The 23589-nt window shown below is 61.2% G+C and carries 23 protein-coding genes; 15 read left to right on the forward strand and 8 right to left on the reverse strand.

Annotated elements, in window-relative coordinates:
- Positions 1 to 4 precede the first annotated feature (4 nt).
- The 3 genes from eno to KI617_RS09835 form a co-directional block, all read right to left on the reverse strand.
- Positions 5 to 1288, reverse strand: coding sequence for a phosphopyruvate hydratase (gene eno, locus KI617_RS09825; RefSeq protein ID WP_226451809.1), 1284 nt, complete (start codon positions 1286 to 1288; stop codon positions 5 to 7).
- Between the two features lie 62 nt (positions 1289 to 1350).
- Positions 1351 to 2187, reverse strand: coding sequence for a 3-deoxy-8-phosphooctulonate synthase (gene kdsA, locus KI617_RS09830; protein ID WP_226451810.1), 837 nt, complete (start codon positions 2185 to 2187; stop codon positions 1351 to 1353).
- Positions 2184 to 3824, reverse strand: coding sequence for a CTP synthase (locus tag KI617_RS09835; RefSeq protein ID WP_226451811.1), 1641 nt, complete (start codon positions 3822 to 3824; stop codon positions 2184 to 2186). The genes kdsA and KI617_RS09835 overlap by 4 nt, the downstream gene beginning before the upstream one ends.
- A gap of 158 nt (positions 3825 to 3982) precedes the next feature.
- Between KI617_RS09835 and KI617_RS09840 the strand changes: the two genes are divergently transcribed.
- The 15 genes from KI617_RS09840 (at position 3983) to KI617_RS09910 (ending at position 18852) form a co-directional block, all read left to right on the forward strand.
- Positions 3983 to 4927, forward strand: a complete 945-nt coding sequence (locus KI617_RS09840) for a dialkylrecorsinol condensing enzyme (RefSeq protein ID WP_226451812.1) — start codon at positions 3983 to 3985, stop codon at positions 4925 to 4927.
- Positions 4917 to 6068, forward strand: coding sequence for a beta-ketoacyl-ACP synthase III (locus tag KI617_RS09845; RefSeq protein ID WP_226451813.1), 1152 nt, complete (start codon positions 4917 to 4919; stop codon positions 6066 to 6068). The genes KI617_RS09840 and KI617_RS09845 overlap by 11 nt, the downstream gene beginning before the upstream one ends.
- Positions 6058 to 6453 carry a hypothetical protein gene (locus KI617_RS09850; RefSeq protein ID WP_226451814.1) on the forward strand — a complete coding sequence of 132 codons (396 nt, stop codon included), beginning with the start codon at positions 6058 to 6060 and terminating at the stop codon, positions 6451 to 6453. Before KI617_RS09845 ends, KI617_RS09850 begins: the two co-directional genes overlap by 11 nt.
- Complete coding sequence (locus KI617_RS09855; RefSeq protein ID WP_226451815.1) at positions 6453 to 7445, forward strand: BtrH N-terminal domain-containing protein; 993 nt, start codon at positions 6453 to 6455, stop codon at positions 7443 to 7445. The genes KI617_RS09850 and KI617_RS09855 overlap by 1 nt, the downstream gene beginning before the upstream one ends.
- The gene (locus KI617_RS09860) at positions 7445 to 8356 is read left to right on the forward strand and encodes an ABC transporter ATP-binding protein (protein ID WP_226451816.1); all 912 of its coding nucleotides are present in this window, start codon (positions 7445 to 7447) and stop codon (positions 8354 to 8356) included. The genes KI617_RS09855 and KI617_RS09860 overlap by 1 nt, the downstream gene beginning before the upstream one ends.
- A gap of 3 nt (positions 8357 to 8359) precedes the next feature.
- On the forward strand, positions 8360 to 9592 hold the full coding sequence (locus KI617_RS09865) for an ABC transporter permease (RefSeq protein WP_226451817.1): 1233 nt from the start codon (positions 8360 to 8362) through the stop codon (positions 9590 to 9592).
- Positions 9589 to 9858: an acyl carrier protein gene (locus KI617_RS09870; RefSeq protein WP_226451818.1), complete on the forward strand. Its 270-nt coding sequence runs from the start codon at positions 9589 to 9591 to the stop codon at positions 9856 to 9858. The genes KI617_RS09865 and KI617_RS09870 overlap by 4 nt, the downstream gene beginning before the upstream one ends.
- Positions 9855 to 10934 (forward strand): beta-ketoacyl synthase N-terminal-like domain-containing protein, encoded by a 1080-nt coding sequence (locus KI617_RS09875; RefSeq protein WP_226451819.1) that lies wholly within the window; start codon positions 9855 to 9857, stop codon positions 10932 to 10934. Before KI617_RS09870 ends, KI617_RS09875 begins: the two co-directional genes overlap by 4 nt.
- The gene (locus tag KI617_RS09880; RefSeq protein WP_226451820.1) at positions 10934 to 11608 is read left to right on the forward strand and encodes a hypothetical protein; all 675 of its coding nucleotides are present in this window, start codon (positions 10934 to 10936) and stop codon (positions 11606 to 11608) included. The genes KI617_RS09875 and KI617_RS09880 overlap by 1 nt, the downstream gene beginning before the upstream one ends.
- Before the next feature lie 18 nt (positions 11609 to 11626).
- Positions 11627 to 12484: a tetratricopeptide repeat protein gene (locus KI617_RS09885; protein WP_226445936.1), complete on the forward strand. Its 858-nt coding sequence runs from the start codon at positions 11627 to 11629 to the stop codon at positions 12482 to 12484.
- A gap of 22 nt (positions 12485 to 12506) precedes the next feature.
- Positions 12507 to 13409, forward strand: a complete 903-nt coding sequence (locus KI617_RS09890; RefSeq protein ID WP_226445938.1) for a histone deacetylase family protein — start codon at positions 12507 to 12509, stop codon at positions 13407 to 13409.
- A gap of 108 nt (positions 13410 to 13517) precedes the next feature.
- Positions 13518 to 16235, forward strand: coding sequence for an ATP-binding protein (locus tag KI617_RS09895; RefSeq protein WP_226445940.1), 2718 nt, complete (start codon positions 13518 to 13520; stop codon positions 16233 to 16235).
- 15 nt (positions 16236 to 16250) lie between these two features.
- Complete coding sequence (locus KI617_RS09900) at positions 16251 to 17747, forward strand: NAD(P)H-hydrate dehydratase (protein WP_226445941.1); 1497 nt, start codon at positions 16251 to 16253, stop codon at positions 17745 to 17747.
- Positions 17748 to 17780: 33 nt separating this feature from the next.
- Complete coding sequence (gene nadC / locus KI617_RS09905) at positions 17781 to 18644, forward strand: carboxylating nicotinate-nucleotide diphosphorylase (RefSeq protein ID WP_226445943.1); 864 nt, start codon at positions 17781 to 17783, stop codon at positions 18642 to 18644.
- A gap of 70 nt (positions 18645 to 18714) precedes the next feature.
- Complete coding sequence (locus KI617_RS09910; RefSeq protein WP_226445945.1) at positions 18715 to 18852, forward strand: hypothetical protein; 138 nt, start codon at positions 18715 to 18717, stop codon at positions 18850 to 18852.
- On the opposite strand, the gene KI617_RS09915 is transcribed toward KI617_RS09910, so the two are convergent.
- The 5 genes from KI617_RS09915 to KI617_RS09935 form a co-directional block, all read right to left on the reverse strand.
- Positions 18839 to 19468 (reverse strand): SAM-dependent methyltransferase, encoded by a 630-nt coding sequence (locus KI617_RS09915; RefSeq protein WP_226445946.1) that lies wholly within the window; start codon positions 19466 to 19468, stop codon positions 18839 to 18841. The two genes, KI617_RS09910 and KI617_RS09915, sit on opposite strands and share 14 nt — an antisense overlap.
- Complete coding sequence (gene thrC / locus KI617_RS09920; protein ID WP_226445947.1) at positions 19465 to 20892, reverse strand: threonine synthase; 1428 nt, start codon at positions 20890 to 20892, stop codon at positions 19465 to 19467. The genes KI617_RS09915 and thrC overlap by 4 nt, the downstream gene beginning before the upstream one ends.
- A 32-nt stretch (positions 20893 to 20924) precedes the next feature.
- Entirely contained in the window at positions 20925 to 22049 is a 1125-nt protein-coding gene (locus tag KI617_RS09925; protein WP_226445948.1) for a hypothetical protein, read from the reverse strand.
- On the reverse strand, positions 22050 to 22325 hold the full coding sequence (locus KI617_RS09930; RefSeq protein ID WP_226445949.1) for a DUF2249 domain-containing protein: 276 nt from the start codon (positions 22323 to 22325) through the stop codon (positions 22050 to 22052). It lies immediately after the preceding gene.
- Positions 22326 to 22456: 131 nt separating this feature from the next.
- Positions 22457 to 23533, reverse strand: coding sequence for a rhomboid family intramembrane serine protease (locus tag KI617_RS09935; RefSeq protein WP_226445950.1), 1077 nt, complete (start codon positions 23531 to 23533; stop codon positions 22457 to 22459).
- Between the last annotated feature and the right edge of the window lie 56 nt (positions 23534 to 23589).

Genomic DNA, 23589 nt, shown 5'->3' on the forward strand with positions numbered 1-23589 from the left:
GTGATTAGCGCAGGTTGTAGAAGGTTTCGCGACCTGGATACGATGCGGTATCGCCCAGATCTTCCTCAATGCGGATCAACTGGTTGTACTTGGCGATACGGTCAGAACGGGACAGCGAACCGGTCTTGATCTGACCGGCGTTCAGGCCAACGGCGATATCAGCAATGGTGCTGTCTTCGGTTTCACCGGAGCGATGCGAGATCACGGCGGTATAACCGGCACGCTTGGCCATTTCAACGGCAGCAAAGGTTTCGGACAGGGTGCCGATCTGGTTGATCTTGATCAGGATCGAATTACCGATGCCCTTCTTGATGCCTTCCTTGAAGATCTTGGTGTTGGTGACGAAGACGTCGTCGCCAACGATCTGCACGTTTTTGCCCAGACGGTCGGTCAGCAGCTTCCAGCCATCCCAGTCGGCTTCGGACATGCCGTCTTCGATCGAAACGATCGGGAACTGATCCGCCAGGTTGGCCAGATAGTCGACGAACTGGGCCGAGGTCAGTTGCAGGCCTTCGCCAGACAGGTGGTACTTGCCGTCCTTGTAGAACTCGGAAGCGGCGCAGTCCAGGGCCAGCAGGACGTCCTTGCCCGGCACGTAACCGGCTACTTCAATCGCCTGCATGATGATCTGCAGGGCTTCGGCGTGGCTACCCAGATTCGGGGCAAAGCCGCCTTCATCGCCGACCGCGGTGGAATGACCAGCCTTGTTGAGCAGCTTCTTCAGCGCATGGAAAATCTCGGCACCACAGCGGATGGCTTCGCGGATATTGGCAGCGCCAACCGGCATCACCATGAATTCCTGGATATCCAGACTGTTGTTGGCGTGCTCGCCACCGTTGATGATATTCATCATCGGCACCGGCATCTGCATCGGGCTCATGCCACCGAAATAGCGGTAGAGCGGCAGGCCGGACTCTTCAGCAGCAGCTTTGGCAACCGCCATCGAGACGGCGAGAATGGCGTTGGCGCCGAGGCGGGACTTGTTGTCCGTGCCGTCGAGATCGATCATGGTCTGATCGATGAAAGCCTGTTCCTGGGCATCGAGACCGATGATCGCTTCGGAAATCTCGGTATTGATGTTCTCGACGGCCTGCATGACGCCCTTGCCGAGGTAACGGCTGGCATCGCCATCACGCAGCTCGATGGCTTCGCGGGAACCGGTGGAGGCACCAGACGGAACCGCTGCCCGACCCATGACGCCAGACTCCAGCAGAACATCCGCTTCGACCGTGGGATTGCCACGGGAATCCAGAATTTCGCGTGCTACAACATCAACGATTGAACTCATACTTCTTCCTTATTATCAGAAGGTTAAATAGACAACTTAAATTAAATTATTAACACTAAAACTTACTTTAGTTCCTCGAAACCCGCCGATTTTACGGCCTTATCCAAGGCAACCAAGGTTGCCAGCAGGCTTTCCATGCGGGCCAGCGGCCAGCTATTCGGACCATCTGACCAGGCTTTTTCCGGGCAAGGATGGGTTTCCATGAACAAACCCGAAATGCCGACCGCGACCGCTGCCCGTGCCAGGACCGGCACAAATTCACGCTGACCACCGGACGTCGTACCCTGCCCACCCGGCAACTGGACGCTGTGCGTTGCATCGAAAACGACCGGACAACCGGTTTCGCGCATGATGGCGAGGCTACGCATGTCGGAAACGAGGTTGTTGTAGCCAAATGAAGCGCCGCGCTCACAGACCATGATGTTGTCGGCGCCGTTGTTCACTTCGCGCGCCTTGTCGACGACGTTTTTCATATCGCCCGGCGCCAGGAACTGGCCTTTCTTGATATTCACCGGCTTGCCGCAGGTAGCGACCGCATGGATGAAATCAGTCTGACGACAGAGGAAGGCCGGCGTCTGCAGCACATCGACGACACTGGCGACAGCCGGAATGTCTTCAATGGCATGGACATCAGTCAGCACCGGCACGCCAATCTGGCGCTGCACTTCCGAGAAGATACGCAGGCCTTCTTCGAGCCCAAGACCGCGCACCGACTTGCCGGAACTGCGATTGGCCTTGTCGTAGGACGCCTTGAAGATGTAGTTGATACCAAGTCGACCGCAAACCTCTTTCATGTGACCAGCCACATCGAGGCACAGTTGCTCAGACTCAGCCGTACAAGGCCCGGCAATCAGGAAAAAAGGCTGGTCAAGACCAGCCTCGAAACCACATAGCTTCATTTGCCTTTGGCCTGTTGATTGGCCAGCGCTGCCTTCACGAATGAAGTGAAGAGAGGATGACCTTGACGCGGGTTGGAGGTGAATTCCGGATGGAACTGACAACCGACGAACCACGGATGCACGTCAGCCGGCAATTCGACCATTTCGCACAAATCGGTCCCCGGGGCGCGACCGGCGACGATCAGGCCCTTTTCTTCCAACTTGGCCAGCAGCGTGTTGTTCACTTCGTAGCGATGACGATGGCGCTCGGTGATTTCCGGGGCACCGTAGATGCTACGGGCCAGCGACCCTTCACCCAGCTTGCAGACCTGGGCGCCAAGACGCATGGTGCCGCCGATATCGGAATCCTCGCTGCGCTTCTCGACCTTGCCGGAGGCGTCCAGCCACTCGGTAATCAGGCCAATGACCGGGTAAGGCGTGTCCTGAACGAACTCGGTGGAGTGTGCGTTCGGCATGCCGGCCACATCACGGGCAAATTCAACGACCGCCAGTTGCATGCCGAGACAGATGCCAAGGTAAGGCACCTTGTTCTCGCGGGCAAAACGGATGGCGGCAATCTTGCCTTCGGTACCGCGGCGACCGAAGCCACCGGGGACGAGAATGGCGTCGAGGTCTTCAAGGACGCCCGTGCCATTCTTTTCGATATCTTCGGAGTCGAGATAGACGATGTTGACCTGGCTGCGGGTATGAATACCGGCATGCTTGATGGCTTCAATCAGCGACTTGTAGGACTCAGTCAGGTCGACGTACTTGCCGACAAAAGCGATCTTGACCGAATGCAGCGGGTGTTCCAGCGCCACGATCAGGTTTTCCCAGACGGTCAGGTCGGCTGCCTTGGCCAGAATATTCAGCTTGTGGCAGACGATTTCGTCGAGCATCTGTTCGTGCAGCATGCCCGGGATCTTGTAGATCGAATCGGCGTCGAGACACTCGATGACGGCTTCCGGCATCACGTTACAGAACAGCGCGATCTTGCGACGCTCTTCGACCGGAATAGAACGGTCGGCGCGGCAAAGCAGGATATCCGGCTGGATACCGATTTCACGCAGTTCCTTGACGGAATGCTGGGTCGGCTTGGTCTTCAACTCACCGGCGGTCGGAATGTACGGCAACAGCGTCAGATGCATGTAGCAGACGTTATTGCGACCTTCCTGAATACCCATCTGACGGATGGCTTCGAGGAAGGGTAGCGACTCGATGTCACCGACCGTGCCACCGACTTCGACGATCGCCACGTCGGCGCCTTCGGCACCGGCCTTGATGCGATCCTTGATCTCGTCGGTGATGTGCGGGATGACCTGCACGGTCTTGCCGAGATATTCGCCACGACGCTCTTTCTTGAGCACCGAGTCGTAAATCTGGCCGGTCGTGAAGTTGTTGCGCTTGGCCATCTTGGCGCTGGTAAAGCGCTCGTAATGCCCCAGGTCGAGATCGGTCTCGGCGCCGTCATCGGTGACGAAAACCTCTCCATGCTGGAAAGGACTCATCGTGCCGGGGTCGACGTTGATGTAGGGGTCAAGCTTGAGATGGGTGACTTTGATGCCGCGGGATTCCAGAATGGCCCCGAGCGACGCGGCGGCGATGCCTTTGCCCAGAGAGGACACGACACCACCTGTAACGAAAACGTATTTGGTCATGGAAAGACAGGCTGCGGGAAAGCAGAATGATAGCCGATAAGCTGACATTTCCCCAAGCCCGTCGACTCAACTGGCCAAGCAAAATGACTAGAACCCGGCCAACGGCAAAAAGCGACCATTTGATAGAATCTCTTGCAAATCAATCACCAGAAACCCCCTTGAAGCGCGTTCTCGTCGTCAATTTTTCGCAAACCGGCCAGCTATCGGACATCACCGCGCAGTTGATCGGCCCGCTGCGCGATGCCGGCAATGAGGTTCATCTGGAAACGCTGCAGCCAGAGAATCCATTTCCTTTTCCGTGGCCGATCATCGATTTTGTCGATGCCATGCCCGAGTGCGTGCAACTTGATGCGCCGCCCCTGAAAGCGCTGGGCATCCCGCCCGCAACCGACTTCGATCTGGTGATCCTGAGCTATCAGGTCTGGTTCCTTTCCCCCGGTCTGCCGATGACGGCTTTCCTGAAAAGCCAGGAAGGCCAACGGCTGCTCAATGGCAAGCCGGTCGTCACCCTCGTCGCCTGTCGCAATATGTGGCTGTCGGCCCAGGAAACGATGCAGCGATTGATCGTCGAGGCCGGTGGCCAGTTGCGCGACCATATTGCCTTCACCGACCGCGGCCATCCGCTGGCCACTTTCATTACCACACCGCGCTGGGTTCTGACCGGCAAACGAGATCGCTTTCTTGGCATGCCCCCGGCCGGCGTCGCACCTGAAGAAATCGACGCAGCCAGCCGTTTCGGCCGAGCGCTGGCCGATGCGCTGAGCAAGGGTGAAGAAACAACCGGCCGGGCGATGCTGACCGGGCTACGTGCTGTCACCGTCAACCCTAGGCTGGCCATCAGCGAACGGGCTGGGCGACGGGCGTTTGGCGTCTGGTCAAAACTGATCCGTGCCTTCGGCAAACGCGGGCAATGGCAACGCCGCCCGGCCCTGCTCGTCTTTTCGATTTACCTAATTACCATGGTATTGACGGTCGTTCCGACAAGCCTATTGTTACAATGGTTATTTTCCCCCCTGCTCAAACCGCGACTCGATCGGCTGCGCGCCCAACTAGAACAACCCAGCGGTTCCCAGGAATTCAACTTGCAAAAATATGACCAGTAGCGGTAGCGCCTACATCACGAGTACCTCAGCCTTCCTGCCCAACGCCCCGGTCGCCAACGACGACATCGAAAAGGTGCTTGGCATGATCGCCGGCAAGCCTTCGCGCGCCCGCCGCATTGTGCTGCGCAATAACGGCATTCGAACCCGCCATTACGCGATCGACCCGGCGAGCGGCGAATTTACGCACTCCAATGCCCAACTGACGGCCGAAGCGATCCGCGGCCTTGATCTTGCCGGGGTCGATGTCCTCGCTTGCGGCACCTCCTGTCCTGACCAGCTGATGCCCAGCCACGGCGTGATGGTCCATGGCGAATTGGGCATTCCTCCCTGCGAGGTAGTATCGACAGCGGGCATATGCGCCGCCGGGGTCAGCGCCCTGAAATACGCCTACATGGCAGTGTTAACGGGGCAGGCCCGCAATGCGCTGGCCACGGGCTCCGAGCGGGCTTCCGGAGGCCTGCTGGCCCGCAATTACGACCTGGAATCGACACATCGCGTCGCAGAACTGGAAGAGAATCCGGAAATCGCCTTCGAAAAGGATTTTCTGCGCTGGATGCTCTCCGACGGCGCTGGCGCTTTTCTTGTGCAGAACGCACCGCGCCAGCAAGGTTTGTCACTGCGTATCGACTGGATCGACATCCAGTCACAGGCCGGCAGCATGCCGGTTTGCATGTATGCAGGCGGAGACAAGGCCGCCGACGGCACCCTGAAAGGCTGGCAGGAATATGCCGCCAGCCAATGGGGGGAACGCTCGATTTTTGCTGTCAAACAGGACGTCCGCCTGCTCAATGAATCAATCGTGGAGCAGACCTTTGGCAAGCCACTGAGCAAAGCCAGACGCAACCACGACCTCGCAGCCGACGAAATCGACTGGTTCCTGCCCCACATGTCCTCAGAGTATTTTCGACAACCGTTGGCCGATTTCATGGCCGCAGCGGATTTCTGCTTGCCGCCGGAAAAATGGTTCACCAATCTGCAGACCAAGGGCAATACCGGCTCGGCATCGATCTTCATCATGCTTGACGAACTGTTCCGCAGCGCTCGCCTCAAAGTCGGGGACCGCTTGCTCTGTTTCGTCCCGGAAAGCGGCCGCTTCACCGGCTCGCTGATGCATCTGACCGCCGTTGATCATGCTGGATAGCGAAGTCCCGCAGGAAGGCAACAGCACACTGGGCGGACACCGCAAGGCGCTTTACGCTCGCGGCGACGACGGCAAGCTGCACATCGTCCAGTCAGCCGGCTGGGAGGTTGAGGAAATTGTCACCCGCCAGGCCATTGACGACCTGCTGCGGCTGACCGAAGACGCCCGCCAGCGCGTGCTTTCCGGCCAGACTTCGCCGCTCGAATACCACATGTACCGGGTACGGATGGATGTCCCGCTGCTCTCGCAGGCCAGCGGTGTCTGGCAATGGCGCATTCGCCGGCATTTTCGGCCGGCCATTTTCGCCAGCCTGTCGCCCGCCCTGCTCGCCCGCTACGCCAACGCCATGGGCCTCACCGTCGAACAGCTGAAAAAGGCCGACTGATGGACTTCCAGCACAGCCAGGCCTCCCACTGCGAAAGCGGCGTCATGTCTTCGATGCTGCGCCATCACGGGCTGCCGCTCTCCGAGCCGATGACCTTCGGCCTGTCATCCGCCCTCTCCTTCGCCTACCTGCCGATCATCAAGATCAACGGGCTGCCGCTGGTCGCTTACCGCATGCCGCCCAAGGCCATCATCAAGGGCCTGCAGAAGCCGCTCGGCCTGAAGATGCGTTTCGAGACTTTCCGCAATCCGGACGCCGGTGTTGCCCGTCTCAACGAACTGCTGGCTGATGGAAAGATCGTCGGCCTGCAAACCTCGGTCTTCTGGCTGCCCTACCTGCCGGAAGACCTGCGTTTCCATTTCAACGCCCATAACGTGCTGGCTTTCGGGCGTGACCAAGCCTCCGGCGATTACCTGCTGTCCGACCCAGTGGCCGAAACCACGGTCACCTGTCCCGCCCCCGACCTGCAGCGGGCGCGCTTCGCCAAGGGGGCGCTGGCGCCGAAAGGCCTGCTCTACTACCCGGTCGGCCAGCCGCAGATGCCGGACTGGCATAAGGTTCTGCCTGCCGCCATCAAGAAGACAACGCGCATCATGCTCGACGCCCCGCTGCCGATCATCGGTGTGCGCGGCATTCGCCATCTGGCCAAGGCCATCGAAAGGCTCGACGCCAGCGGCGACCCGGCACGCACCAAGATGTTCATCGGCCAGGTGGTGCGCATGCAGGAAGAAATCGGTACCGGCGGCGGCGGTTTTCGTTTCATCTACGCCTCGTTCCTGCAGGAAGCGGCCGAACTGCTGGCACGTCCGACGCTCAACGAGCTCTCCGAAACCCTGATCGACATTGGCGACGAATGGCGTGAATTCGCGCTGGCCACTGCCCGCCAGATCCGCGACCGCGACCCGCTCGCCCCCGTGGCCCTGGCCGACAAGCTCCGCCAGATCGCCGACCGCGAACAGGGCTTCTTCCGCGACCTGCGCCGCGCCGTCTGATGCTGCACATCGAGGGCGTCTCGTTCCGCTACCGTGAGGCGACGAGCCCGGCGCTGGCTGACCTGACGTTGGACATCCCGGCTGGCGCTGTCTATGGCCTGCTCGGCCCTAACGGTGCCGGTAAAACGACACTGATTTCGCTGCTGGCCGGGCTGCTGAAAACCGCCACCGGAAACATCTTGCTGCATGGCCAGCCCTTGGCCGATGCCCGGGCTGCCAATCCCCGCGCCATTGCCCTGGTGCCGCAGGATTATGCTTTCTACCCGATGCTCACCGTGGCCGAAAACCTGCGCTTCTTCGGCGGCGTACTCGGTCTGACCGGCGCCGACCTGAAGGCGCAGACAGATGCCGCCATCGTCTTCGCCCGTCTCGAACAGGTTACCGCCAAGCGGGCCGAACAGCTTTCCGGCGGCCTGCGCCGGCGCCTGAATCTGGCCATCGGACTGCTCGGCCAGCCGCAACTGTTGCTGCTGGATGAACCGACCGTCGGCGTCGACCCGCAATCGCGCCACTTCCTGCTCGACGCCATCGCGGCCCTGCCGGCGGCCGGCACGACAGTGATCTACACCAGCCACTACATGGAAGAAGTCGAGGCCATCTGCCAGCGCATTGCCATCATCGACCAGGGCCGACTGCTGGCTGAAGGTTCTCTGGCCGACATCTTGCACAGCCCTGAGCCGCAAGTCGAACTCCAGCTCGACCTGCCGTTGCCCGAGGACATTGCAGAACGCTATACCGCCTGCCCGCTCGGCCATCTGCAATACCGGCTGGACCTGGCATCGACCACCTCCTTGCCCCGCCTGCTCGACGAACTGGCGGCAGCGGGCTGCACCGTCCGCCACCTGAATCTCGGCCAGCATGACCTGGAGCAGTTTTTCATGCGCCTGACCAAGCGCTCGCTGCGGGACTGAGCCATGTCGCCCCGCCTGCTTGCTCTCTGGCTCAAGGAATCGATCGCCCTGCTGCGCGACCGGCATGGCTTGCTTGCCCTGTTCATCATGCCGACCATTTTCATCCTGGTCATGACCATGGCACTGCGCGATGCTTTTTCGCCGGGCGTCAGCATCGACGCCGCCTATGTCGTCGTCGATCTCGACCACAGTCCGCATTCCAAGGCACTGATCAAGCGCCTCGACAAGAGCGTTTCCTTCAAGCGCCTGCCGGCTGCCGATGATGCCGAAAAGGCCCGCCAGGGCATCCTCGATGGCCATCAGGTACTGGTGCTGGTGCTCCCCAAGGGCTTTGGCGAACGCCTGCTGGCGCCGGCCGGCGCTGACGGCCAGCCGACCGAAGCACTGCAACTGCTGCTCGATCCGGCGCTCAGCCCGGCCCTGCAACTCGCCTTCCGCAACCAGGTGATGGCGGCGCTGGGCGCGGTGCGGGCCGACGAACTGACGCGCAGTGCCGGCAAGCTGTTCGGCCTGCCGGTTGCCCCCGGCGCCAGTGCCGAACGCGAGTGGCCGGACGAAATCCACAGCATCGCCGTGCGCAACGACCGCAGCATCCGGCCGCCCTCTTCGGTGCAACAGAACGTCCCGGCCTGGCTGATCTTTGCGATGTTCTTCGTCGTCATTCCGGTTTCGTCGATTTTCATCATCGAACGCCAGCAGGGCACGCTACAGCGCCTGCGCGCCATGGGCCTGCCTTTCCATCTGATCCTCGCCGGCAAGCTGCTGCCCTTCTTCATCGTCAATCAATTGCAGGCCGTGCTGATGGTGCTGGTTGGCATTTACCTCGTCCCGTTGTTCGGCAGCGAAGCGCTGGAACTGCCGGGCAGCCTGCCGCTGCTGTTCAATCTGTGGGCTGTCGCCGCCGCCGTCAGCCTGGCCGCCGTCTCGCTCGCCCTGCTCGTTGCCAGCCTGGCCCGAACCTCAGAACAGGCCACGGTCATCGGCGGTGTCGGCAATATCCTGATGGGCGCCATCGGCGGCATCATGGTCCCCAAATTCGTGATGCCGGCCGCCATGCAAAAGCTCGCCACCCTGTCGCCAATGGCCTGGGGTCTCGAAGGCTTCCACACCGTGATGCTGCGCCACGGCAGCTTTACCGACATCCTGCCCAGCCTGGCCCAGTTGCTCGCCTTTGCCGCTGCGGCGCTGACCGTTGCCGTCTGGCTCAATCACCGCTCACTCGCTGCCCAATCATGACCGCTGAACTCCGCCTCGAACTCAAGGCCCTGATCATCGAAGCCTGTGACAAGGACTGCGCTCCGGCCAGCATTACCGACGACGAAATCCTGTTCGGCCCGGAAGCCCCGCTGCAACTCGATTCGCTCGACGCCCTGCAGGTCTCGATGGCGATCAAGAAGAAATATGGCCTGCGCCTGCCGGACAGCAAGGAAACCCGCCGCATCCTGTCCAGCGTAGGCAACCTGGCCGAGCACCTCGAAAGCTGGCTCGCCAGCCGCGCATGAAACGACCGGTTTATATCGCCGACTGCGGGCTGATCTGCGCCCGCGGCGAAACGGCAACGGCTGTGGCTGAAGCCCTGTGGCGCGGCGAATCCGGCTCCGAGAAGCGCTGCCTGGGCGAACGCGAATTCCCCTATTTCGCTCTGCCGATGAGTGAAGACAGCTGGCTGCAGCGGGCCGAACGAGCCATTCGCTTGGTGACTGGCCAACTGGCGTCGCTCCCTCCGACCACCCCGCTGTTCATCGCCTCATCCTCTTTCCAGATCGGCCATTTCGAGCAGCAAGGGGCGCCGTTCGACCTGCCGCTGGCGACCGCTTCGTTGAGCCGCCAAATTGCCCGCTGGATGGACCTTTCCGGCCCATGCTACAGCTTCTCGAATGCCTGCATCTCAGGCTTCTCGGCCATCGACGCGGCCGGTACCTTGATCGCCGCCGGCCAGATCGATGAAGCGGTCGTCCTCGGATTCGAGCTGGCCAACGTTGCCACGCTGGCCGGCTTTGCCTCAATGGAACTGCTGTCGCGCACAAGCTGCCGCCCCTTCGATGCCCGGCGTGACGGCCTGGTCCTTGGCGAAGCCGTCGCCGCCGTTCGCCTGAGCGCCAAACCCGCTCCGTGGAGAATCGCCGGGCTACGCACCGGCCTGGACGGCTACTCGACGACCGGCCCCGACCCGGATGGCGGCCCCATCGCCAAGACGGCTATCGCCAGCCTGAAAGCAGCCAATGTCGGCCCGGCCGAAATTGATCTGGTCAAATTGCAGGCTGCCGGCTCGCCCGGCACCGACCTCGCCGAAGCCAACGCGCTGCACAAGGTTTTCGGCACCGAGATGCCGCCGCTGCTCTCGCTAAAACCAGCCCTTGGCCACACGCTCGGCGCCAGCGGCATCGCTGAACTGGCGGCCCTGCTGGCCTGCCTCGACGCAGGAACCATCCCGGCGACGGCAGGTTTCACCGAAGCCGACCCCGAACTCGGCCTGGCGCCGATCACTCACCGCAGCAATGACCCGGTTCGCCGGGCCATGCTTAACCTGATCGGCTTCGGCGGCGGGCTGGCCACGATGATCGTGGAGCGCACCTGATGATTTACCTTCACGCCGCGCTCAGCCAGCAGTTTGCCCCGGCCAACCTGCCGGGTGCAGTCCGTGCCACGCTCGGCAAACCGCTGCGCCGCGCCGCCGGCTTGACCCAGTTGGCCTTGGTTGGCGCTTTCGCCTGCTTGCCGGAAGAGCGCCGCCACCTGCCGACCGCCCTGCTCTGGCAATCAACCAGCGGCCCGCGGCTCGAAACGATCACCCTGCTAGAGGAAATCTGCGACGGCGCCGCCGAGCCGATGCCCTACGACTTTCTCGCCACCCAGCCAGCCATCGCCGCTGCCCAGATCCAGCCCATGTTGCCTGGGCTGCAATCCGCCATGCACATTCCGCTCGACAGCGAGAACAGCACCAACTGGTCGCTGCTGCTCAATCTGGCGATCGAATGGCTGAACGAGGGCCGCTACGCCCAGGTTCTCTGCGCCCAACTCGACCATTGGGCCGAGCGCTCGAGCGGCCACTGGCTTTGTGTCGGCACCGAACCTCTTGAAAACTCGCTCACCAGCCTCCAAATAGTCACGGAACCATCGCCTGATGCCCATGCCGACACGTCGGATTTTCCGGCGCGACTGTCCGACTGGCTGAATCACGGCGACACCGCCACCCTTTCCCTGCATTCCACCGCCGCCCCACAGCTGGCGGTAGAATTCGCCCGACTCTAATTTCCACAGGCCCCCACCATGTCCGAATTTGCCTTTGACGTAACCCTCGAAGAATTTGAATCCAAGGTGCTCCTGCCCGCCCAGGAAGTGCCGGTGGTCGTCGACTTCTGGGCACCGTGGTGCGAACCCTGCAAGGTGCTGAAGCCCATGCTGGAAAAGCTGGCCGAGGAATACAAGGGCCGCTTCCTGCTCGCCATGGTCAATGCCGACGAGTTCCCGGAACTGTCCCAGCACTTCGGCGTGCGCAGCATTCCCTCGGTCAAGGTGCTGTTCCAGGGCCAGCTGGTCGATGAATTCAATGGCGCCCTGCCGGAAAGCCAGGTTCGCGAATTCCTCGACCGCATCGCCCTGCCGGCCGGCCCGGGGGGCAACCTGCGCGAAGAAGCAGCGGCGCTGATCGTTGAAGGCAAGCTGGACGAAGCGCTGGCCAAACTGGTCGAGGCCAGCCAGGCCAATCCGCAGGATCAGGCCGTCCAGCTCGACGCCGTTGATGTGCTGTTGCAACTCGGCCGCACTGACGAAGCCAAGCAACTGCTGGCCGGTGAATACGCCAACGAACCCGACCGTGCCAATGCCCTGCGTGCCCGCCTGGCCCTGGCCGATGGCGCCGCCGACACCGCAGAAATTGAAGCCCGGCTTGCCGCCAACCCGGCCGACCACGGCGCCCGCCTTGAACTCTCCCGTGCCTACGCCGCCCAAAGCCGTTTCCGCGAAGCAATGGAAGCCGCGCTCGAAGTCGTCGTCCGCGACCGTGCCTTCGACGAAGGTGCCGGCCGCAAGGCACTACTCCAACTGTTCGAAGCGCTCCGCGGCAGCGAGCAGTACGACGACCTGATCCGCGAGTTCCGCCGCAAGATGTCCGCCGCGCTGAACTAAGCCGGCTCCGAAAGCATCGGCCGTGCGCCTGTTCTACACCGATGTTTTCGTGCTTCCCCTGCCAGCCGGGCACCGCTTTCCGATGGAAAAGTATTCCCGGCTGCGCCAGGCCCTGCTCGCCAACGGCGAGTTCAGCGAAACCGATTTCCACTTGCCCCACGCCGCGACCGACGAAGAGCTGGGCCGCGCCCATGATCCCGATTACATCCAGGCCATTGCCACGGGGCAACTTTCCGAAAAAGCCCAGAAAGCCATCGGCTTTCCATGGAGCGAAGGCATGGTCGAACGTTCGCGCCGTTCGGCCGGGGCGACCATCTGCGCCTGCCGAGCGGCGTTGGAAGACAGTGTTTCGGCCAACCTGGCCGGCGGCACCCACCACGCCTTTCGTGACCGGGGCGAGGGTTTCTGCATCTTCAACGATGCCGCCGTCGCGGCCCGTGCCATGCAAACCGAAGGCCGTGCCAAGCAGGTATTGATCGTCGATTGCGACGTCCATCAGGGTAACGGCACCGCCAGCATCCTGCGCGGCGACGACAGCATCTTTACCTTCTCCATCCACGGTGCGCGCAATTTCCCGTTCGACAAGGAACAGAGCGATCTCGACATCGAGCTGCCCGATGGCTGCACCGATGCGGCCTATCTCACGCGCCTCGCCGAAGGCCTGGACACCGCTTTCGACATCTCCCGCCCTGACCTCGTCATCTACCTGGCCGGCGCCGACCCCTACAAGGATGACCGTCTGGGGCGCCTTAGTCTGAGTTGCGAAGGATTGGCCGAAAGGGATCGGCTGGTCTTTACCAAATCCCGGGCGCACGGAACCCCCGTTGCCATTGCGATGGCAGGTGGATATGCCCGCCAGATCGACGATACGGTCAGAATTCACAGCGCGACGATTCACCTCGCCAAAGCGCTTCTGGGCAGTTAGAGTAACGAACAGGCACGGCCCGGCCGGGGCCGGAAAGTGAGGCCAGCGTCCAATGCAGGCTGAGCCATTCAAACGTATTGCGATAGCCGCAGGAGAGATTTAAAAAAGATGTTCGGCCTGTTCAATTGGCGCTCGCTTCAGACCCGCATCGCGGTCGGTACATTGTTTGTGGTGCTGGGCATACTCTGGACGACGGTCATCGCGCTGAGCCAGCTCCTGAACCGAGACATGGAAAAAACCATTTCGGCACAGCAGTTTTCAACGGTTTCACTGATTGCCAGCGAAATCGACCGTTCCATCCTTGAACGATTGAGCATTGCCGAATCCGTTGCCAGCAGCCTCACCGCCGACATCCTTCGCTCGCCCGCTGCCACCCAGCGCCTCCTTGAAGAACGCAAGATTCCGGAACGCTTTTTCAACCGGGGCATTATCGTCACCGACAGCCAGGGGACGGCGATTGCCGACAGCCCTGCCGAACATGGACGGACTGGCACCAACTACGCCGAGTTCGACTTCATCGCCAAAGTTCTGAGTACGGGCGTTCGACAGATTTCCGATCCGGTTTTCAGTCCCAATGGCGGCATGCCGGTATTCACCATGGTTGTTCCCATCCTGAATGCTGACCATAAAACCATCGGCCTGGTTATCGGCGTAACCAACCTTGCCCTACCCAATTTCCTCGACGAAATTGGTTCAGCCAAATACGGCAACACCGGAGACTTTCTGGTTACCGCCCCGGCCAAGCGACTTTTCGTCGCCTCCTCGGACAAGCGACGCGTCATGAAAGCCGGCCCACCGCCCGGCATCAATCCGGTGTACGACCGCTACATCGGTGGCTATGAGGGCTCGGGGGTGGCCAAGAGTTCCCGTGGCGTGGTCGAGCTGTCGTCAAACAAGAAAATCGCCAGCACAGGCTGGCTGATGCAAGCCGTGCTGCCGGTCGACGAAGCTTTTGCGCCCATCCACGCCATGGAGCGCCACCTGATCGTTGTTTCCCTGCTTCTGACGCTGGTCGCCACGTTCGCCAGCTGGTGGTGGCTGCGCCTGCAACTTCGACCGCTCTCGGAAACGGCCACCCAATTGCGCCAGATGCGCGATGGCGAGATCCCGAGACAGGCGCTGCCAGTCGTTCGCCAGGATGAAATCGGCCTGCTGACCGAAGCCCTGAACGGTTTGCAGGCCGTCATCATCAACGAAGAAGCAAAGGCGGCTGAGCACGCAGCCAACGACCGCCTGCGGCGCATCGTTTCCTACGTACCGGGCATCGTCTTTCAATATCGTCTCTTTCCGGACGGTCATAGCGCCTTTCCCTTTGCCAGCGAAGGCATTCGGAAAATCTATGGTTTGGCCCCCGAGGAAGTTGAGACTCACGTCCGCCCACTGCGCGACATGATGCACCCGGATGACGTGGAACATTTCCAGGCCACCATGCACGAGTCGGCGAAAACCCTTGCCCCATGGCATGTCGACTACCGCATCTGCGTGCCGGACAAGGGCACCAGATGGTTGATGATCAACGCCCAGCCAGAGCGCGATAGCGATGGCAGCACGCTTTGGCATGGCTTCATTGCCGACATCTCGGAAATGAAAGCGATGTCAGCCGAGTTGGAGCACTATCGCGATCACCTCGAACAACTGGTCGAACTGCGGACCGCCGACCTCGAAGCCGCACGGGCCGAGGCCGTCCGCCTGGCCATGGCGAAAAGCGAATTCCTCGCCAAGATGAGCCATGAAATCCGCACGCCCTTGCACGGCGTTCTCGGCATGGCCCACATCGGCAGCCGCAACACGGCCGAAGGCAGCAAGGCCCGCGATGCCTTCGCCAAGATCACCCACTCGGGCAACCTCCTGCTTGGCATCATCAACGACATCCTCGATTTTTCGAAGATGGAAGCCGGCATGCTCAAGATCGAATCAACCGATGTGGATCTTGTATCTATCCTCAACGAGTCGATCGAACTGATGCAGGACCGTGCCAATGCGAAAAAACTGGCCCTGCAACTCCGCGTGGCGGAAAACCTGCCAGCCCATTGCCGAAGCGATTCCCTGCGCCTGCGCCAAATTCTCCTGAACCTGCTCTCCAATGCAGTCAAATTCACGAGCAGCGGCTCAGTCACACTCGATGCCTCGCTTGACGGCGAGCAACTCGTCTTCAAGGTAAGCGATACCGGCATCGGCATCACCCGTGAACAATCCGCCAAGATTTTCAATCCCTTTGAGCAAGGCGATAACTCGACCACCCGCCGCTTTGGCGGCACCGGCCTCGGGCTGGCCATTACCTCGCATCTGGTCAAGCTGATGGATGGCAGCATCCAGCTCGACAGCACCCCGGATAGCGGCAGTTGCTTCGAAGTTCGCCTGCCCTACCTTCCGGTCGTTTCCGCCCACACAGCAAGCACACCCGTGATCACGGTGGCGACGGCGCCCAAGCCGCTATCGGGCATGCGCCTGCTGGTGGCCGAAGATGTCGACGTCAATCAGGAAATCATGGAAGCCATCCTGCGCGATGACGGCGCCGACGTGGTCATCGCCGGCAACGGCCAGGAAGCCGTGGAACTGATTCGGCAGAAAGGCGCGGCAGCGTTCGATCTGGTGCTGATGGACATCCAGATGCCGGTGATGAACGGCCACGATGCCGCCCGTGAAATCCTGCGCATCGCACCGGATTTACCTATCGTCGGGCAAACCGCCCACGCCCTGAGCGACGAGAGGGAAGCCTGCTTTGCCTCCGGCATGGTCGCCCACATCGCCAAGCCCATCGACCCGGACAAGCTGCTCGCCACCATTCTCAAACACGTCCGCCCCAAGCCCGAACCCCGGCAATAAACTCGCCCATTCACCATGACGCCATCGAGCCTCTACCTCAGCACCACGCTTCGCCGCATTGAAACCCGCTACGCCAGCCAGCCGCTGATGCAGCGTGCCGGTGCAGCGGCGGCCGAATGGGCGGCAACGCTGGCCGACGAGCAGAACCATCCGATTCTTGTCCTGGCCGGCCCCGGCAACAATGGCGGCGATGCCTTCGAAATGGCGCGCCTGCTGCGGGAACGCTTCTTCGATGTCTGCGTCGTGTTTGCCGCACCCCCGGACAAACTCCCGACCGACGCCGCTGCGGCCTACCAGCGCTACGTTGCCGCCGGAGGCATGACAACCGATGCCATCCCGGAAGAAACCCGCTGGTCGCTGATCGTCGATGGCCTGTTCGGCATCGGCCTGGCCCGTGCCCCGGAAGGCCGCTACGCACAATGGATCACTGCTGCCAACCAGATGGCGGAACGCGACGATTGTCCGCTACTGGCGCTCGACTGCCCGTCCGGCCTCAATGCTGATACCGGCACCGCCCTGGCGCCGATCATCCGTGCCACCCAGACGATCACCTTCATCGCCGCCAAACCTGGGCTATTCACCGCCGACGGGCTGGATCACTGCGGAGAAATCCGTGTCGCCAAGCTTAATCTCGAACCGACCGGCGAAATCCCGCCGGATGGACAGCTGCTCAGCCTGGCCGATTTCGCCTCACGCCTCAAACCCCGCCGCAACAACACGCACAAAGGCAGCTTCGGTAGTGCCGGCATCCTCGGAGGTGCCAAATCCATGGTCGGCGCCGCCTTCCTGGCCGGCCGGGCGGCGCTCAAGCTGGGCGCCGGGCGCGTCTATCTCGGCATGCTGGACCCGGAGGCCCCGTCAGTCGACCTGCTGCAGCCCGAATTGATGATGCGCCGAGCCGACACACTGCTGCAAACCGACCTCCAGGCGCTGGCCTGCGGCCCCGGCCTCGGTCGCTCGGCCGAAGCGCTGCGCCTGCTTGAACAATCGCTGAAGGCCCCCGTCCAGATCGTGCTCGATGCCGATGCGCTGAATCTGCTGGCCGAAGACGGTCGCCTCGAAGGCAACCTCTACAACCGCGTCGGACCCGCCATCCTGACGCCTCATCCGGCCGAAGCAGCCCGCCTGCTCGGCTGTTCGGTCCGCGACATCCAGAACGACCGGATCAAGGCTGCCCGCGAGCTGGCCGAGCGCTATCGCAGCCATATCGCCCTCAAGGGCTGCGGCACTGTCATTGCGACCATCGATGGCCGCTGGTGGATCAATCCCACCGGCAACCCCGGCATGGCTACAGCCGGCATGGGCGATGTGCTGAGCGGCCTGATCGTCGCCCTGCTGGCCCAGAATTGGCCGCCTGAAATGGCCCTGCTGGCCGCCGTCCACCTGCATGGCGCGACGGCGGATCGCCTGGTGGCCAGCGGTATCGGCCCGATCGGCCTGACCGCCGGCGAAATCATCGATACCTCGCGAGATATTTTCAACGAGTGGGTGAGCAATAACGCCAGACTGTAAAATGCCCACCTCAAACGCTGCCTGAAAACTGAAATGACCATCGAATTCGACTACCCGCTCGCCGCCGAGATCTCCCGCAACGTGGATGCCGCCCTGACCGAAGACGTCGGCGCCGGCGACCTGACCGCCAGCCTTGTTCCCGGCGACCGCCAGGTCAAGGCCACCGTCATCTCCCGTGAAGCCGGCGTCCTGTGCGGTACCGCCTGGTTTGCTGAATGCGTCGCACGCCTCGACCCGAATGCCCGCATCACCTGGCATGGCGCCGATGGCGACCGGATCGTCGCCAACCAGCTGCTCTGCGAAATCGACGGTAACGGCCGCGCCCTGCTCACCGCCGAGCGCAGCGCCCTGAATTTCCTGCAACTGCTCTCCGCCGTGGCCAGCAAGGCACGCATTTACGCCGATACCATCGCCGGCACCAAGGCGCAGGTGGTCGATACCCGCAAAACCCTGCCCGGCCTGCGCATCGCGCAGAAATACGCGGTCCGGGCCGGTGGCGGCGGCAACCACCGTCTCGCCCTGTGGGATGCCATCCTGATCAAGGAAAACCACATCCATGCAGCCGGCGGCATCACTCAGGCGATGGCAGCCGCCAAGCAGGTGGCCGAACAGGCCAAGAATCGCTGCAAGTTCATCCAGATCGAAGTCGAAAGCATCGACGAACTGAATCAGGCCCTGAATGCCGGGGCAAGAATGGTCCTGCTCGACAATTTCAGCCTCGACATGATGCGTGAAGCCGCCCAAATCAATGCCGGGCGCGCCATTCTGGAGGCCTCGGGCAACGTCACGCTGGAAACCATACGCGGGATTGCTGAAACCGGTGTCGATAGAATTTCGGTTGGGGCACTGACCAAGGATGTGAAAGCGCTCGACCTGTCAATGCGCTTCGTTGGCTAGGCTTTTTGGCTGTTTGTCTTCATAATCGCCCACAGATAGGCCAAAAACAAAAAACAAGGGGAATCCAAAAATGCTGTTTGTGCTGTTCTACATCGTCGCCATCACAATACTGGTACTGCACTTCACGGGCTTCCTGGCCCGACGCAATCTCGAATGGCTTGTTCTGGTGCTGGCTGTCGCGGTTTTTCCCGCCGTTATCTACCTGTAGGCTTGCGCGCCACCAGGTCGATCAGGGCCGATCGACCGGCGTGGGCGGTTCCCTCTTCGATCGTATCCTCATGCTCGCGGAGCAGAACAATGTCCCAGTCGGCAAACAGTTCGCGCAGCATGGCCTCGGTATAAAGGTTTTCAACCGCTGACGGGCCGCCCGTCCGGTGCTCCAGCTGTTTCGGCGTATAGCCCTGCAACAGCAGCAATCCACCCGGTTTCACCGCCAGCTTCATCCCCGCCAGTTGCCGCGGACGCTCGGCCGGTGTCGCAAACTGGATGAAGATGCCAAGCACGGCATCGTAGGCCGCCTCAGGCCAATCCCAATTCAGGATATCCACCTGAACAAAATCGACCGCCACACGCCGCACTCGCGCCAGCTTGGCGGCCTTTTCCAGCGCGACAGGAGAGATTTCAGTCGCCGTCACCCGGCAACCCTGTTCGGCCAACCAGACGGCGTTACGTCCCTCGCCGTCGGCCACCGACAGCACATTCATCCCCGCCCCGAAGCGCTCCGCCTGCGCGGCAAGGAACTTGTTCGGCGCCGTGCCGAACAAGTATTCGTCACCCGCATCACGATAGCGGGCCGACCAATGCGCTTCGTGATCGAAACTCACACGCGCTCGACGATGAACTGCTTGATTGCAGCCACGTCTGGCGCCATGACCACGACGCGCTGCGGCAGATTCTCGATACCCGCCAGATCAGCCGGACGAACCGGCTCGGTACCCAGTGCCTCGCGAATCGTTTCTTCGAATTTGGCCGGCTGAGCGGTTTCCAGCACGATCATCGGCACATTCGGCAGACGCTGCTCCTGCGCCACCTTCAGACCATCGGCGGTATGGGTGTCGAGCATCACGTTGTAGCGCCCCTGGGCAAAACGGATGGTATTGATGCGGTCGATGTGCGTGCTCTTGCCGGAAACGAAACCGAATTTCGGCAGGTTCTTCCAGTAATCCGTGGCCGACAGGTCGAAAGCCTCACCCTTGTCCACCTTGGCCCACAATTCCTTGACGACCGCCGGGTCACGTCCGACCAGGTCGAAGACAAAACGCTCGAAATTGGAGGCCTTGGAAATATCCATCGACGGGCTGGAGGTAATGCTGGTTTGGGCTGCCGTGCGCGGACGATAGACACCGGTACGGAAGAACTCGTCGAGCACATCGTTTTCATTGGTTGCCAGCACCAGACGCGCAATCGGCAAGCCCATCTGGCGGGCAATGTGGCCAGCACAGATGTTGCCGAAATTACCCGACGGCACGGCAAAAGCGACCTGCTCGTCATTCGACTGGGTGGCCAGGAAGTAACCCTGGAAGTAATAAACGATCTGCGCGGCAACGCGTGCCCAGTTGATCGAGTTGACCGCACCGATCTTGTACTTGGCCTTGAATTCGGCATCGTTGGAAACGGCCTTGACGATGTCCTGAGCATCGTCAAACAACCCGGTGACAGCGATGTTAAAGATATTGGCGTCCTGCAGCGAATACATCTGGGCGCGCTGGAAGGCACTCATCTTGCCGTCCGGCGACAGCATGAAAACCTTGACGTTGTGCTTGCCGCGCATGGCGTATTCGGCTGCTGAACCGGTATCTCCCGAGGTGGCGCCGAGGATATTGATCGCCTCGCCACGCTTGTCCAGCACATACTCGAACAGGTTGCCAAGCAGTTGCATGGCCATATCCTTGAAGGCCAGCGTCGGGCCATTGGACAGTTCCTGCGTGTAGAGACCGTCTTCCAGCTTGGTCAGCGGGGTGATCTGTGCAGGATCGCCCCCATTGCGGGTATGGCAATAGACCGCGGCGGTGTAGGTCTTGGCGACCAGCGCCTTCAGGTCGGCCGCCGGAATGTCGGTGATGAACTTGGAAAGAATTTCGTAGGCCAGATCGGCATACGAGAGCTGACGCCAGGCATCCAGTTCGGCGCGGCTGATCTGCGGGTAGCTTTCCGGCAGATAGAGTCCGCCATCCGGGGCCAGGCCGCCGAGAAGGATGTCGCAGAAGGACTGGGGAACGGCGTGACCGCGGGTCGAGAGATAGCGCATGGCGAAAACCTGAAAAGCGAAAAACAGCGATTTTACCGCGTCGAGCGATTCATGCGCGCGGCTTGGAGGAGCGCAATGATAAAGAGAGCCAACCCAAAGGCGACAAAAGCCCCGCCTAGCTGTTCATGGCCGGAGAGCAAAGCCATCGCCGAAGCCAGGAATGACAAGCCACGCCAGCCGCCGCTTGCCGCCAGTTTCTGGCGCATGAGGATGCGTGCCGGAATCGTCGGCCCCGGCCAGCGCCATACCGGCAACAATTGACTGAGCGCACCTGTGACCAAGGGCAGCAAAAACCCTGCTCCCCAGGCGAGTAAAGACGGACGCGTCGATAATAGACCGGCGCCATGTAGCAGGCCTGCGACCAATGTCATTAACAGACCGACGACGGCGGCCAGCAACGAAGCCGCGACACCGTCCCGCAGCAGGCTCCAAAGCCCGAAGCGGCGCGCCCATTGCCCGGCCAGCCCGAGCGCCGCGACGACAAGAAGCGCGGTTCCCGGCGCGGCAAACGGCCAGGCGATGACGGCACCGGTCGCTATCAACAGTGCTCCTGAAGCGACCAGCCATAGGCGCCGCTGCAACCAGCCGGCTGCTTCCGGGTCAGGTTTGCCAAGCACCGTCGGCAAAAGGACCGGCAAGGTACCCAGGGCCGACAATCCGACCAGCCCCAGCGTATTGAGATGCAGGTGAAAAACTCGCAGGCTTTGCCAATAAGTTGGCCAAAGCGGGATAAGCAGGATGGCCAGCAAGGCCAGCAGCAGACAGCCCAGCGCCGTACCGTACCAGCGCCAGCCCGGATGCGGCGAACCCAGCGTAGACCGGGCTCGAAGGGCAATCCAGTTAAGCAGAATGGCCGCCAGAACAAAATCAAGCGCCGCCGCCAGGTAAACGAGGAGATAGGGCAACCAGCCCTGCATCCCGCCAACCGCCACCAAACCAGTGGCTTGGGCCACCATCGGCAAGCGCGCCAGGCGCTGACCGGGATCACCGGTACGCGTCAGCACCGGTACAAAATGCATCATCGCCGCAAAAATCAGCGGCACGATGCCGACGGCAAACGCCAGATGCGCCACCGCCAATGGCGAACCCCACCCGCCCAACGCCAGCATGGCGCTGGCGATCAATGAAAGCAGACTGAGGCTCGCTGTGGGTATCACTCAGCCGACGACGGTAAAGTCGATCACGATGGCACCTGGCTCACGCTGCTTGTATTCGATGCTCAGGTGGGCGCCATAGCGATTCTGCAACTGGGCCAACAGCGGCAGGGGGTCATGATCATTGCAGAAGCGCATGGTTTCGCCAGGCATCAGCGAATCGAGCGCACCGAAGATGGCAGCATGGCGGAAGCGCTTGGCGATACCGCGAGCATCGAAGGGATAGAGGGCTTCGGCGGTCGGGCGGTCGCAGGAATGAACGGGTTGAATAGTTTGCATGTTAGCTCCTAAAAATGGCTTGCCGGGATGGCAATCGGTAGCGATTCTGCCGGTGTGCCTACCCTATTTCCTTGATCAGGATTGGAATAACCTCATCCTCATCAGGCCATCTGCAAAAAGCAATACGCCCGTCACTTTTCCTTTCCGGACTGGCGCGCCTGATCCAGTGCTTTCCTGATCTTTACCTTATCCCTGGTCCGCAATCCCTCGACCATCGCCCGCGACGCATCGCGCCGCTGTTCGGCATAGTGCTTCAAATGTTCAACCGTTTGAGCGGACGGCAAGTTCTCATCCAATGGCAAGGCCGAGAGCTCCTCAAAGCTTTGGTCGTATCGGTCGGCCACCATGCGCTCAATGGCATCAGCCATTACGTCCGCAGATACGCCCAGTTTCCCGCCTTGCGACATGAGACTCTCCCAACTCCGCGCGATTGACGCATCCTCCTGGAGAAACTCGACGACCTCCCCGCGAATCAGCTTTTCCTCACTCCAGCGATAGGCTGGCTTCGGAATCTGGCTCACCATGACCGCGACAAGAAAGAGCAAAAACAGCCCGGATACCCATCTGCCGAGTTGCGGCCCGGCCTCTACCGAAGGATCTGGCCGGATCAGCAGCGCACCCATCAGAACACCGGCAATCCATCCACCAATGTGTGCGGCGTTGTCGATACCGGGAACCAGCAACCCGAAAACGACGGTCGCAACGGAGAAACCAATCGCTGCCCAGAATAACCAGCGGAACTCACCGGGATGAATCCTCGAACGCTCCAGCCACAGATAACTGAGTAACGCTCCGTAGATGCCGAAAATGGCGCCTGATGCGCCACCCGATACCGCGGCCCCGGCATTTGCCACCAGCGACAGCAGATTTCCGGCCAGACCGGCAACCAGATAGATGACAGCGAATCGCAAGGTACCGTACATGCGTTCCACCCACTGGCCAACATCCCACAGAGCCCCCATATTCAGGAGCAGATGCAGCACACCGAAATGCAGAAAGAGCGCACTGCCGAGTCGCCACCATTCACCATCCTGGGTCGCTGGCCCGAAATTGGCGCCCCAAGCCAACTGGATAGTATTTTGCGCATGCCACAGGCTCGCGCCGTTGAACAGCATTGCAATAAAAATCAGGACATTAGCCGCGATCAGTAGCGGCGTCAGGCGCAATTGCGGCATATCAAGGCGAAGCTGATCGTGAAGTGAGGGCATGGTCCCTAGGTAAAGCAAGTCAATGAACACTCAAACATGAATTATGCGCGTCTGTT

It is taken from the genome of Ferribacterium limneticum, assembly GCF_020510625.1.
Lineage (GTDB): Bacteria > Pseudomonadota > Gammaproteobacteria > Burkholderiales > Rhodocyclaceae > Azonexus > Azonexus limneticus_A.